Source organism: Salinivibrio sp. PR5 (genome assembly GCF_001996085.1).
GTDB classification, from domain to species: Bacteria; Pseudomonadota; Gammaproteobacteria; order Enterobacterales; family Vibrionaceae; genus Salinivibrio; species Salinivibrio proteolyticus.
Genome location: NZ_MUFK01000004.1, coordinates 37898 through 51385 on the forward strand (window position 1 = coordinate 37898; position 13488 = coordinate 51385).

The following is a 13488-nucleotide window of genomic DNA, read 5'->3' on the forward strand; positions in this document are numbered from 1 at the left end:
TCTCAATAGCGCAACGCGTGGTCGGCAAGGAGCACCACAAAGGTCGCGAAGATATGCCATATCGAGAATTTAAACGTCTGCCACGCGATGCCTTTTTGCGACTGGGTTTTCAGTCGCCAAGCGTAACCGACAAAGACCAGATTTAACGTGGTCGCCCCTACCAGATACAACCAACCACTCATCCCGGTCAGCCAAGGGAAAATGCCCACGATGACCAGCAGTAGGGTGTAAAGCAAAACCATAGTTTGGGTAAACCCTACCCCATGAGTGACAGGCAGCATCGGCACATCGGCTTTAGCATAGTCATGGCGGCGATGTATCGCTAACGCCCAAAAGTGAGGCGGCGTCCAAGTAAAAATGATCATCACCAGCAGCAGCGCGTGGGCGTGAAGCTCTCCGGTCACCGCGGTCCAGCCTAACAAAGGCGGCATCGCTCCCGCCAAACCGCCAATCACGATATTTTGCGGGGTCGCAGGTTTAAGCCACTGGGTATACACCAATGCATAACCGACCAGACTGGCAAACGTTAGCCAAGCCGTGAGCGGATTCAGCCACCAACAGGCAATGAATCCCATCACCATCAGTATCACCGCAAAGGCCAACGCGGCGCCTTGACTCACTCGTCCCTCGGCTACGGGGCGATGGCGGGTGCGCTGCATTTTCGTGTCAATTTTCCAGTCGATAACGTGATTAAACACCGCCGCTGCGCTGGCTTGCGCACCAATGCCAAATAATCCCACCAGCACCGCCGACCAAGGTGGCCAGCCGGGAGTGGCTAAGCACATGCCCACCAACGCGGTGAGAAGCAACATGGCAACCACACGCGGTTTGGTCAGCTCGTAATAATCACGCCAATTGGCGCCAGCAGGTGTCGAAACACTAGCGGTACGTTGAAACTGTGCCATCACGAGCTCCTTGAGATAGTGACGAGGAAAGAGATAAACGACGAGTGATCAGCAACGTAACCAACAGTGATAATCCCCCTAAGTTGTGCGCCACCGCCACACTCAGCGGCAGTAGCGCAACCACATTGGTTATCCCTAACGTAATTTGCATCGCCAGCACACCACTCACTGCCATTGCCAGCGCGCGCGCCCCAGCACGCCACAGCATCCATGCCCAAGCGAGCACTAATACAGTGACCACCATGGCGCCCAGACGGTGGGTGGCATGAATGGTCACCCGCTCGGCATGGTTAAGCACGCCAAACTGATAGGTGTCGCTAAGAGGACTGACGGGATGAAAGGCGGAAGGGGTGAAAAGCTGCCACCAAGGGCTTTCACAGATAGGTAGCTGAGTGCAGACGGTGGCGGCATAGTTGGCAGAGGTCCAGCCGCCGAGACCGATTTGTACAATCACCGCGACCAAAGCCAACGTGCCCACGCGGCGCGCGGATGACGACATCGAAAACACAGGCAATCGGAGCGCGCCTGTCGCCACCGCCAGCCAAACTAGCAAGCATACCGTGGTGAAACCACCGAGTAAGTGCGCCATCACCACCACCGGCATCAAACTTAAAGTCACGGTCCACATCCCTAAGGCGGCTTGCGCGATGACGACCACACTGAGCAAGGTGGTCAGTGGTCGTAAAGCCTGATAGTCAGGACGTCGCCAGCTGATCCACGCCAACGCAAAAATCGCCAGCCCTAAGGAGCCCGCCACGTAGCGGTGCAACATTTCATTCCATGCTTTATTGATATCAAGCGGCGCATCTGGGAAACGCGACATGGCGACCGATTGCGCGCTTTCACTGGCCGGCACTGCCAAATGGCCATAGCATCCGGGCCAGTCTGGGCAGCCAAGCCCCGCTTCAGTGAGGCGGGTAAACGCGCCGAGGCCGACCACCAGCACAGCCAGTATCAGTGTCGATAAAACGGCGAGTTGGTAGCGACGCGTTGCCATAATCAGCCTACCTTCGACAATTTAAGGAGCCGTTTGAGATCGCGCAATAAGCCTTTGCCTTGCGCGACCCACTTGGTTTTATCATCACTGACCGGATAGGCCAGCACCACATTATTCATCGGATCGCTTAGATAAATAGTATTTTTATCAAATGCTTGTTGCTGCCATGCCTGCGCCTGCTCTGTGGTCAGGGTTTGCCATGTCAGTACCTCCGGCGCTTTCGGGGCGGAGCGCGTCAGTGCCACGCTACTGACCCGATCGCGCTCTTTGCCGACCGCAATCGGAATTTGTGTTAACTGAAACAGGGCTTGCTCGCACACAGAGTCACATTGCTCTGGCACCCGATAAATCAACCGCCACTGGCCTTGCTCAGGTAACCAATTTAGGGTCGCCGGCTCAGCGAGAAACTGTCCGTAATTGGTGACCCCTTTTTCATACCAGCTTTGCTCCAGCACCAATTTCGCCACCACCACAGGTAGGACAAAAATACCAATCAAAGCTACGAGCGTTATGCGTCCTTTCACACCGCTTCCCTCTGTTTTGTTTTATACCACCAGATGCCTGCGCCAATACTGACCGCGAGCGCCATTAACGCCCACTGCAAGGCATAGCCATAATGTTTCACTGGCGGCATCACCACCGGCTGCCACACCGGCGTCACCCCCGCTTGCGCCAAGGCATCTGTGTTTGGCGTGGTCACATCCACCAGTTTTTCTGCCCGTATCAACCACTGCGCCTCCAGCGCGGGCATTTGAGCCTTAAGTGCTTGTAAGTCAATGCGCTGCACCCGAGCGGGCCACTTATGCGATGCCGTTTCTTCCTTGAGCACCACCCGCTCAGAGGGTGTATCGACAAAGCCAGACAGCTGGTAGCGCGATGCCAATGCAGGCACAGCAGGCAAGTGGCGCACTGCTGGCGCGGCCACCCAACCCAATTCAACCAGCCACCATCGCGATGGCTGCTGACTTGGAATGAGGGGAAGAAAGAGGCGATAGCCTACCCGGCCTTGGTGGGTCTGATTATCCAGCCACACGGCAAATTCAGGGCGAAACTGTCCGTCGAGCGCCAATCGTTGGCCTTTTCGCACCATGCCTGAAAGTGAGTTGGGGGCTTGATTGGCATCAAACTGTGCCAAGTGTTGGGCTTTTTGCACGCCACGCGTCCATTGCCAATGACTTAACTTGACGAGTAGCGCGACCACAACCACAGTCAATATCAGAAACCCCATTCGCCGTCCTTGTTTCATGATTACCTATTGCGCTAAGGAGCGCTTATGCTGGTCAAAGCTATTCTGATTTGTTTGCTGATCTTTATTTTGTTTAACTTATTTCGTGCCATTCCTGTCTTGCTCAATGGCGATCGCTCCGTCCCTTTATCTCGCTTTTTGGGCCGTCGCGTTTTATTTTCCGTCTGTATCTTCTTATTGCTTTTATTGGCGCTCTCAATGGGCTGGATTACCCCCAACCCACGCCCCTATTGATCTATAAGATGTATACAAAAACGAACAAGCATAACCACACCACATCAACAAAGTGCCAATACCAAGCACTGGCTTGAAAACCAAAGTGTTGTGTCGGCGTGAAGTGGCCGCGTAATACACGTAACCAAATCACAAACAACATGATGGTGCCTAATGTAACGTGTAGGCCATGAAAGCCAGTTAATAAATAAAAGGTGTTGCCATAGACCCCAGAGTCGAGACGTAGATCCATTTCTTGGTAAGCATGGATGTATTCTTCACCCTGAAAAAACATAAACAATGCGCCTAATAACACCGTGGCCAATAGGAAGCTTTTAATTCGCCCCCGTTGATTTTTCTCCATCGCGGTATGGGCAATATGGAGCGTTACAGAAGAGGTCAGGAGGATAAAGGTGTTTAACAGCGGTAACCCCATCGCGGGCATCGCGGTGGTTTCAATCCCGCCTGGGGTCAACGTGAGTGGCCACTGAGCGACGAAATCTGGCCACAGCACCGCCGCGGTCATCGCGTTATTGCTCGCACCGCCCAGCCAAGGGACGGCGATAAAGCGGGCATAAAAGAGCGCACCAAAAAAAGCGCCAAAAAACATTACCTCAGAGAAAATAAACCAACTCATTCCTTGGCGAAAAGAGCGGTCCATTTGCGCCGAGTACAGCCCTTGCATGGATTCGCGGATCACGTCGCGAAACCAGCCGGTGAGCATAACCAAAATAAGTACGGTGCCGGCCAGCAACAGCCAAGGGCCATTGCCACCAAATAAACCGCCCACCGTGGCACCTGCGCCAGCGGCAATCAAGAACAGCGCCACCGCACCAACAATCGGCCAGATACTCGCCGCAGGGACATAATAACGTTCAGGCGTCGCCATGAGCGCCTCCTTATTCCTTGGCGCTGGCTGTCACATCAAACAAGGTGTAGGCCAGCGTTAAGTGGTTAATGTCATCCGGCAGCTCAGGATCCACGTAAAACACGAGGGGCAAAGCCGCATCCTCGCCACGCGGTAAAGGCTGACGGTTAAAACAAAAGCATTCAATTTTGTTCAAGTATTGCGCGGCTATCCCAGGTGAGACCGAAGGCACCGCTTGGCCAATGGTGTCATAGCGCGCATTGTTGGTGGCTAGGTAGTTGATGGTATGGGTTTCACCGGGATGCACCTGCATACGTTTAACTTGGGGCTCGAACGTCCAGCGCATCCCCGGGTTGATGTAGGCAATAAATTCAATGGTCACCAAGCGATCTTGGTCAATGCCCGCACTGGATGCGGCGGCCTCATTATCGGTTTTGCCGTTTATCCCAGTAACGTCACAGAACACGTCATACAAAGGCACTAAGGCAAACGCAAAGCCAAACATCGCGACTGCGAGCAGCAGTAAGCGGCGCACCGAGCGCGCAGACTCAGTGGCCATGGCGCGTCTCCTCCAGATCTGGCGGTGTCTCAAAGGTGTGATACGGTGCGGGCGAAGGCACGGTCCACTCCAGCCCTTCGGCACCCTCCCACGGCTTCGCTGCAGCAGGCTCACCGCCACGCGCGCATTTGATCACCACCGCGAGGAAAATAAGTTGCGACAAGCCAAAGGCAAAGCCACCGATGCTGACAATGGCGTTCACGTCCGCAAATTGCAGCGCATAATCGGGGATCCGGCGTGGCATCCCCGCCAGCCCCAGAAAGTGCATGGGGAAGAAAAGCACATTGACCGAAATCACCGAGCACCAAAAGTGCCACTTGGCCAAGGTTTCATTAAACATATGACCGGTCCACTTGGGGAGCCAGTAGTAAGCCGCGGCCATAATCGAGAACACCGCCCCCGAAACCAGCACATAGTGGAAGTGCGCCACCACAAAATAGGTATCATGATACTGAAAATCGACCGGGGTGATCGCCAGCATCAAGCCCGAAAATCCGCCGATGGTGAACAGCACAATAAAGGCAATCGCAAACAACATGGGCACTTCAAAGGTTAACGATCCCCGCCACATGGTGGCGACCCAGTTAAAGACCTTCACCCCAGTCGGCACCGAGATCAGCATGGTGCAGAACATGAAAAACAATTCGGCAAATACCGGCATCCCAGTGGTGAACATATGGTGCGCCCATACTAAAAAGCTTAACCCCGCAATCGAGGCGGTGGCGTATACCATCGAGCTATAGCCGAACAGGCGCTTGCGCGAAAACGCGGGGACAATTGCCGAGATAATGCCAAAGCTTGGCAAAATCATGATGTAGACCTCGGGGTGACCAAAGAACCAGAAAATATGCTGGAACATCACAGGATCGCCGCCCCCCGCGGCATCAAAAAAGCTAGTGCCAAAGTATTTATCGGTCAGCACCATGGTGGCGGCCCCTGCCAATACCGGCATCACCGCAATCAACAAAAAGGCCGTGATCAGCCAAGTCCAAACAAACAGCGGCATTTTCATGTAGGTCATGCCCGGCGCACGCATATTGGTGATGGTGACAATCACATTGATGGCGCCCATGATTGAGCTGATCCCCATGATATGCAGGGCAAACACAAACAGGCCGGTACTGTCTGGGCTATAAGTGGTCGACAGCGGCGCGTAAAACGTCCAGCCAAAGTTAGGGCCGCCGCCTTCCATAAACAAGGAGCCAATAAGCAGTAAGAACGCGAACGGCAGGATCCAAAAGCTCCAGTTATTCATCCGTGGCAGCGCCATGTCCGGCGCTCCTATCATCATTGGCACCATCCAGTTAGCCAAACCGGTAAACGCGGGCATCACCGCGCCAAACACCATGATCAGGCCGTGTACTGTGGTCATTTGGTTGAAAAAGTTAGGCTCAACCAGTTGCAAGCCGGGCTGAAAAAGCTCAGCACGAATAACCATCGCCATCGCCCCACCCAGTAAAAACATGGTGAAGCTGAAAATCAGATACATGGAGCCAATATCTTTGTGGTTGGTGGTCAACACCCAACGCATGATCCCACGCGGTTTATGGTGATGATCGTCATGCAAGGTATCTGGGGTAGTATCTGTCATCACGCGCTCCTAAAGATCTTCACCTGACTTCACCGCGTTGATTTGCGCAGCTTGTACGGTATCACCGGTGTCATTGCCCCACGCATTGCGCTCATAGGTCACCACCGCCGCCAATTCTTTGAGCGACAATTGCGGACCAAACGCTTGCATGGCGGTACCTGCTTTGCCGTTGACAACAATATCAATATGGTCGACCAATCTATCCGGCTGAATGGCAATCTCAGCGCCGGCCAACGCGGGGAACACGCCCGGCATCCCTTGTCCTTCGCTTTGGTGACACATGCCACAGCGGCTGTCATACACTTGTTCGCCTAGCGCCATCAGCTCATCCATCGGCATTTCCATGTCCAGCAAGCGTTGCTCTTCTTCGCGCGCTTTCTGCTGTGCTAGGGCCGTTTTTTGCACCCAAGCATCAAATTCCTCTTGGGGCTTGGCGATCACCACAATCGGCATAAAGCCGTGGTCTTTACCGCACAGCTCTGCACATTGGCCGCGATAAATGCCGGGCTTATCAATTTTGGTCCACGCCTCATTAATAAAACCGGGGTTAGCATCTTTCTTCACCGCAAAGGCAGGCACCCACCACGAATGAATCACATCTTGCGAAGTAATCAAAAAGCGCACCTTACGCCCGACTGGCAACACCAGAGGCTGATCGACCTCGAGTAAATAGGTGTCACGCTTTTGTCTCTCATTGCGGATTTGTTCGGGGCTTGAGGCAAGCAGTGAAAAGAAGGCAACGTCATGGTCAAAATAGCGGTAATGCCACTTCCATTGCGAGCCCGTTACCTGCACTGTGAGGTCCGGCTCAGTGGTGTCTTCCATATCGAGTAGCACTTGGGTGGCCGGAATCGCCATGCCGACCAAAATCAAAAACGGCACGAGCGTCCACGCGATCTCTACTTTGGTGCTCTCATGGAACGAGGCAGGTTTTGCGCCTTTGGATTTACGGTGACGGATAATGGACCAAAACATCACCCCAAACACCAGCACGCCAATTGCAACGCAGATATAAAAGATGGTCATGTGCAGGTCATACACCTGCTGACTGATGGCCGTCACCCCTTGGGTGAGGTTCCAGCCTTCTCGTTCTGCAGCATGCACACCCACTGCAGGAAGGAGCATTGTCCCTATCAAAAGTAGTAATCGGCGCCTCAACACGGCTTCCTCCTGCCTCACTCATGATTGACGCTGGCGAGAATACGCACAGATACAATCACTAACGATAGTTAACGTTTTATTTACAATTAAGTTAGGCAAGGATGGCGAAAAGGACAAAAAATCGAGGCGAAAAAGATCATAAAGCCAGACACGTGCCCACCTTGTGTGAGCACGACGGCAGAAAAGCGATAGCGCGAAAGAAAAGTTATAACTCGAGATGAAGGACAACAGGCGTGAAGCGCAGACGATAGCGTGGCATGGCCGCTAATGCACGTTGCCATAACCGCCAACGGGGACAGGGTTTATCGAGCGGTGATTTTTCTTCTACGCGGCACGCCCAAGGCAACGCGTTCACGATCGCCATTCTCGGGTCGGCAAAACCATGTTGGTATTGTTCGCAGCCCAACTTTTGTCCCATGCGGGTATGACATTTGTCCCCCGCCAGCACTAAACATGCCTCCATTTGCGGAAAATGGCGGCTGATATGATGGCAAAAGGCTGAAATTTCGCGGTTACTGCACTCTAGTAAGGCTTGGTCACAAATTAGCATGGTTGGGTGACCAGCAGGTACCGCTAATTGATCCAGCCAATCAAGCTGCTTGACCGAGCCTTGCACCATCCGAAACCGTTCACTGGTATGAAAGAGTCGCTCACGCCAGAGTAAGGTTTCGTCGACGTCTACTTCCAACCAACGACAACGGCCATTGTCGAGACGGTAAAAACGGGTATCGAGTCCGCCCCCCACGTTAATAATCCACGCGGTGGGATGCTGGGCTAAGAATTGTTTTACAATCGCGTCACATTGACTGGTAAGCGTGGCATAAAGCAGCTGGGTTTGATCCAGATTATGCCAATCACATTCGGGCTGGAGAACACATCCCTGACAGGCTGCAGCCGCCACCGGATCGTAAATCACCCCATCATCGGTAAGGCTCTCACGGCTGCGCAGCCACATCGGCTTAAATAGCTTGCTAGGAACAGAATGCTGTTGAGTACGCACGGACACCTCCACATACGATAATTATAGATGATAATAATTATCGTTTGCTTGAGCAATAATGCAAAGGTGTTTTTTTAACCGCGGTCAAATCACGGGCGAGCGACGCCCGTGCCAGAAACCTATTACATCCAATCGGCGTTACGGATCACACCCACAGCCACGCCTTCAATGGTCAGTGATTGTGCGGTTAAATCCACCGAGATCGGCATAAATTCGTCATTTTCAGCGTGCAATACCACTTGCGCGCCTTTTTTCTCAAGACGCTTCACGGTCACATCGTCATCAACGCGAGCAACAACGACTTGGCCGTTGTGCACATCTTGGGTCTTGTGCACCGCCAGTAAATCGCCATCTAAGATACCGATGTCTTTCATGCTCATGCCATTGACGCGTAATAAAAAGTCAGCGCGCGGTTTGAACAAGGCAGGGTCAACTTGGTAATGACTTTCGACATGCTCTTGCGCCAATATCGGCTCACCAGCCGCCACGCGACCAATCAGCGGCAAACCTTGATCTTCTGGGGCGACCACTTCTTCTTCGCAAATCAAACGAATGCCTCGTGACGCGCCGGGAATAATCTCCAGCACTCCTTTACGGGCTAAGGCTTTTAGATGCTCTTCCGCCGCGTTCGCGGAACGAAAACCCAACTGACGAGCAATCTCGGCACGGGTCGGCGGCATCCCTGTCTCTTCGATATGGGCTTTGATTAAATCAAAAACCTGCTGTTGTCTCGCGGTTAACGGCTTCATGCTCTTACCTGTCTTTTTATACAGTTAACTGTGAGTATATCCAGTAATTAAATGCTTGAAAAGGCCTAATTCACGCAGCGAGAAGCGGATCTCATTGTGGCTTGAAACGGTGGGTTAGCGTAATTTCCCGACCTTTCGTTGCGAGTTCGCCGTACTTTTCTGCTATCCTTGGCGCGCATTTTGATTTTGAGGCGCTAACCGTTATGGCTCTCTGGCAAAAACTCTATTATAAGCTATTGAATTTGCCGCTCTCTGCATGGGTAAAAACCCACTGTATTCCATCCGAACCTATTGAGCAGCTCAACCTATCGTTAACACGGCCCATCGTCTATGTGCTGCCGTTTCACTCCCACACGGATTTACTGACCCTTAGGCGAACCTGTTTGCGTCAAGGGCTGCCTGATCCGTTAAAACCCCTCACCATTGGGGATACTACCTTGCCGCGCTACGTGTTTATTAGCCACGGCCGCAAGGTATTTAGTGGTCAGCAAGATTTACCGGCCCGCTCGTTGGCGCATTTTAAAGATTTACTTAACCTTCATCGCCAAGACAGTGAGCTAGATATTCAGCTCGTCCCCGCCTCGGTGCTGTGGCAACGGGATCCGGGTAACGAAACGCAGCGTGATCAAGCGATTTTGCGCGCAATGAATGGCCCTGAGAAACTGTGGACCATTCTGACCCGTGGCCGTGATGGCATGGTGCGCATCAGCCAAGCAGTATCGCTACGCTATATGGCCGACAAGCACGGCACCGACCAAGCGATCGCGCACAAACTCGCGCGAGTGGCGATGATCCACTTCTCGCGTCAAAAACTTGCTGCCTCGGGACCTCGGCTCCCGAATCGCGCCCTACTCTTTAAGCGTCTGCTGGCCTCGAAAGCGATCGACAAAGTGGTTCATGATGAAGCGCAAAGCCGCAATGTCTCGGTTGAGAAAGTGCGCAAAGAAGCGGTCGATATGATGGAAGAGATCGCCGCCAACTTCTCCTATCGCTTGATTCGCTATAGTGATCGCCTGCTAACTTGGTTGTGGAACAAGCTGTATCAAGGCATCAACGTCAACAACGCCGAGCGCGTGCGTCAGTTGGCGCAAGACGGCCATGAAATAGTCTATGTGCCCTGCCACCGCTCACACATGGACTACTTGTTGCTATCGTATGTGCTGTACAAAGAAGGACTGGTACCGCCGCATATTGCCGCCGGCGTCAACCTTAACTTCTTCCCGGCTGGGCCCTTATTCCGCCGTGGCGGCGCCTTCTTTATTCGTCGCAGCTTTAAAGGCAACCGCCTGTATTCCACCGTTTTCCGTGAATACCTAGCAGAGTTATTTGCCCGCGGCTATTCGGTCGAGTACTTCTCCGAGGGCGGCCGCTCACGCACAGGCCGCTTGCTACCGGCGAAAACTGGGATGCTTGCCATGACCTTGCAAGCCATGCTTCGCGGTCAACAACGCCCAATCACCTTGGTGCCCGTCTATATTGGCTACGAGCATGTGATGGAGGTCAATACCTACGCCAAAGAGCTGCAAGGCCAACGCAAAGAGAAAGAAAGCTTTGGTCAAGTGGTAGGTATTGTGCGCAAGCTGCGTAACTACGGACTGGGGTACGTCAACTTTGGCGAGCCTATTCCACTGAACCAACACCTAAACGACAAGGTGCCGGACTGGCATGATTACATCAATCCGATCGAGCCGCAGAAACCCGCTTGGATGAACCCAGTGGTCAATGACTTGGCTGAAAAAGTGATGACTCGGATTAACGATGCGGCCGCCACTAATGCCCTGACCCTTTGTGCCACCGCACTGCTGGCCTCCCGTCAACGCGCCTTAAGCCGCGAGGCATTGGAGACCCAACTGGCGGTGTATCAACAGCTGCTTACACAAGCGCCGTATTCGGCCTGTTGCAGTGTGCCGCAAGACAGTCCCGCGGACTTAGTCGACCATGCTTTGTCACTGAATAAGTTTGTGGTCGAGAAAGACACCATGGGCGATGTGATCTCGCTTAACCGTCAGCAAGCGATTTTGATGACCTATTATCGCAACAACGTGATCCATTTGGTGGCGCTGCCTTCATTGATTGCGCAGATCCTGATCACCCACAAAACCATCAGCCAAAGTGGCTTACGCGCCTGCGTGCAGCAGCTTTATCCGCTGCTCAAAGCCGAGCTGTTTATGAGTTTTGACCAAGCCAGCTTAGATAGCTACTTTGATGCGCTATTGCATGCCATGCAGGCACAGTCGCTGATTTGTTGTAACGACGATAAAGTGACCATGAACAATGCCAAGCTGGGTGAGTTGCAATTGCTGGGGCGTACCATCGTCGAAACCTTGCAACGCTATGCAATTACGTTGACCTTGTACACCCACCAGCCGCATATTGAAAAGCGTGATCTGGAAAAACACAGCCAAATGTTGGCACAGCGTTTAAGCCGCCTACACGGGATCAACGCGCCGGAGTTTTTTGATAAAGGCGTGTTCAGTACCTTTGTGGATACGCTCCGTGAGCAAGGCTATCTCGATGACGATGCCAAAGCTAATGCTGAGCGCATCCAAGCACTGAATGATTTGGTATGCGGGCTGATTTCACCAGAAGTCCAGCTCACCATTCAGGCCGTGCTGAACCAGCCACTGACGGGCCGAGCGGAAAACACCGAGTCCGACAGCGGGCAATAAGCATCCGATATTGAGCACTAAAAAAGGCGCATGATGCGCCTTTTTTATGTGTCAGGGTCAGTGATTGCTTAGAGGTATACGCCCGCTAAGACGCCCAGAAAAATCACTAAACCCACATAGTTATTGTTCATAAACGCCTGAAAGCAAGGCATTCTTTCTCGCTCACGCACTAAATACTGCTGGTAAACAAACAACGCGAACGCGGCCAGCAAGCTCCAATGAAAGCCTGCCGATAGGGCCAGCCAATTCCCCACCAACATCAGCAGTAACAGTGTCGATAATTGCAAACCACCAATCGCCGCTTTGTCCCAACGGCCAAATAAAATGGCGGTCGATTTCACCCCGATCTTCAAATCATCATCTCGGTCGACCATGGCATAAAGGGTGTCGTAGGCAATGATCCAACAGTTATTTGCCATAAACAAAAGCCATGCAACGGGAGGAATGGTGTCTTGCACGGCGGCAAATCCCATCGGGATCCCCCAACTAAACGCCAGCCCCAATACCAATTGAGGAAGATGGGTATAACGCTTCATAAAGGGATAGACAAACGCCAAGGCGACGCCGACAAAGGACAGTTGAATGGTCAACAGGTTTTGCGTTAATACCAGCGCAAACGAGGCGAGAACCAAGCCAAAAAAGAGCGCGAGCGCCTCTTTTTCGCTAATACGTCCAGACGGCAGTGGCCTATCCTTAGTGCGTTTAACATGGCCATCAAAATGACGGTCCGCATAGTCATTAATCACGCATCCGGCGGCACGCATCATGTATACGCCCAATACAAAAACCGCCAGCACATCGAAGGGTGGTAGACCGTCGGCAGCCAAAAATAAGGCCCACAAGGTTGGCCATAAAAATAATAAGGTCCCAATCGGGCGGTCAAGGCGGGCCAGTTGAGCCAGCGCCACTAACTTAGGGCTCATGCGGGGATCTCCTTTCCGTACATGGGCGAATCAGGTAAAAACAATTCCGCCACCAACATCGGACGGTTATGCAGCCAAAGCCGCGAGCGACGCGCTTGAAGTCCACCCGTTGGCATCGTTACTTCCGCCACTTCAATCGCATCACGGCGCGATGCGCGCTGTTTAAAAACATGCTGACCTAACGGCACGGCGCCTAGGGCGTTCAGGTAACCGCCTTGTCCTTCAAGCGTGGAAGCGGGTAACAGCGTGCGCCCACAAACCCATGCGTGGCCGTCTCCCTTTAAGATCACTTCACGCACCACGCACGCCTCGTGACCGATTAATGCCACTTCATCCGTGGTCAGTTTATCCGGCGTCAGTTGATACACATTGACCACATCCACATCAAAGCGCTGACAGTGGCGCTTGAGTCGAGCCGTCATCGAATGCGATTCGAGTAACCAACTCCCATGTTGAGAGCGTTTTAACGCGGCGATATCTGGTCGTTCCCAGCGCGCTTGTTTCAGCGCCGCCAAATAGGTTTGATTTAAATCCGACATTGTTTCCTGTGCCACATCGCGCAAAATTCGCCCGCTTCATCCCCTCGGTGGCTTACAATATTGCTATA

The 13488-nt window shown here is 52.9% G+C and carries 14 protein-coding genes; 2 read left to right on the plus strand and 12 right to left on the minus strand.

All coding sequences use genetic code 11. The features are described from left to right. Positions 1-2: 2 nt before the first annotated feature. From cyoE to BZG82_RS02765, 4 genes are read right to left on the minus strand one after another with little or no spacing between them, the layout of a single operon-like run. A complete protein-coding gene (gene cyoE, locus BZG82_RS02750) occupies positions 3-905 on the minus strand; it encodes a heme o synthase (RefSeq protein ID WP_077765114.1) in 903 nt (300 codons plus the stop codon). Further along, a complete protein-coding gene (locus tag BZG82_RS02755) occupies positions 880-1902 on the minus strand; it encodes a COX15/CtaA family protein (RefSeq protein WP_077765115.1) in 1023 nt (340 codons plus the stop codon). Before BZG82_RS02755 ends, cyoE begins: the two co-directional genes overlap by 26 nt. A 2-nt stretch (positions 1903-1904) precedes the next feature. Continuing rightward, positions 1905-2426 (minus strand): hypothetical protein, encoded by a 522-nt coding sequence (locus BZG82_RS02760; protein WP_077765116.1) that lies wholly within the window; start codon positions 2424-2426, stop codon positions 1905-1907. Continuing rightward, positions 2423-3130: an SURF1 family protein gene (locus BZG82_RS02765; RefSeq protein ID WP_158075973.1), complete on the minus strand. Its 708-nt coding sequence runs from the start codon at positions 3128-3130 to the stop codon at positions 2423-2425. Before BZG82_RS02765 ends, BZG82_RS02760 begins: the two co-directional genes overlap by 4 nt. Positions 3131-3175: 45 nt before the next feature. Between BZG82_RS02765 and BZG82_RS02770 the strand changes: the two genes are divergently transcribed. Next, complete coding sequence (locus BZG82_RS02770; protein ID WP_077455019.1) at positions 3176-3382, plus strand: DUF2909 family protein; 207 nt, start codon at positions 3176-3178, stop codon at positions 3380-3382. A 1-nt stretch (position 3383) separates the two neighbouring features. Here BZG82_RS02770 and BZG82_RS02775 read toward each other — a convergent pair whose 3' ends face one another. The 6 genes from BZG82_RS02775 to lexA form a co-directional block, all read right to left on the minus strand. Further along, positions 3384-4250 (minus strand): cytochrome c oxidase subunit 3, encoded by an 867-nt coding sequence (locus BZG82_RS02775; RefSeq protein ID WP_077765118.1) that lies wholly within the window; start codon positions 4248-4250, stop codon positions 3384-3386. A 10-nt stretch (positions 4251-4260) separates the two neighbouring features. Next, entirely contained in the window at positions 4261-4788 is a 528-nt protein-coding gene (locus tag BZG82_RS02780) for a cytochrome c oxidase assembly protein (protein ID WP_077639822.1), read from the minus strand. Then, a complete protein-coding gene (gene ctaD, locus BZG82_RS02785) occupies positions 4778-6379 on the minus strand; it encodes a cytochrome c oxidase subunit I (RefSeq protein ID WP_077765119.1) in 1602 nt (533 codons plus the stop codon). Before ctaD ends, BZG82_RS02780 begins: the two co-directional genes overlap by 11 nt. Before the next feature lie 9 nt (positions 6380-6388). Continuing rightward, positions 6389-7504: a cytochrome c oxidase subunit II gene (coxB, locus tag BZG82_RS02790; RefSeq protein WP_077765120.1), complete on the minus strand. Its 1116-nt coding sequence runs from the start codon at positions 7502-7504 to the stop codon at positions 6389-6391. Between the two features lie 241 nt (positions 7505-7745). Beyond that, the gene (locus BZG82_RS02795) at positions 7746-8540 is read right to left on the minus strand and encodes a class I SAM-dependent methyltransferase (RefSeq protein WP_338012741.1); all 795 of its coding nucleotides are present in this window, start codon (positions 8538-8540) and stop codon (positions 7746-7748) included. A 122-nt stretch (positions 8541-8662) separates the two neighbouring features. Next, entirely contained in the window at positions 8663-9289 is a 627-nt protein-coding gene (lexA, locus tag BZG82_RS02800) for a transcriptional repressor LexA (protein WP_069589035.1), read from the minus strand. Between the two features lie 203 nt (positions 9290-9492). Between lexA and plsB the strand changes: the two genes are divergently transcribed. Then, complete coding sequence (gene plsB / locus BZG82_RS02805; RefSeq protein ID WP_077662553.1) at positions 9493-11958, plus strand: glycerol-3-phosphate 1-O-acyltransferase PlsB; 2466 nt, start codon at positions 9493-9495, stop codon at positions 11956-11958. Between the two features lie 68 nt (positions 11959-12026). Here plsB and ubiA read toward each other — a convergent pair whose 3' ends face one another. Together ubiA and BZG82_RS02815 are read right to left on the minus strand one after the other, a co-directional pair. Continuing rightward, complete coding sequence (gene ubiA, locus BZG82_RS02810; protein WP_077765121.1) at positions 12027-12881, minus strand: 4-hydroxybenzoate octaprenyltransferase; 855 nt, start codon at positions 12879-12881, stop codon at positions 12027-12029. Next, positions 12878-13420, minus strand: coding sequence for a chorismate lyase (locus BZG82_RS02815; RefSeq protein ID WP_069589039.1), 543 nt, complete (start codon positions 13418-13420; stop codon positions 12878-12880). The genes ubiA and BZG82_RS02815 overlap by 4 nt, the downstream gene beginning before the upstream one ends. Positions 13421-13488: the final 68 nt, after the last annotated feature.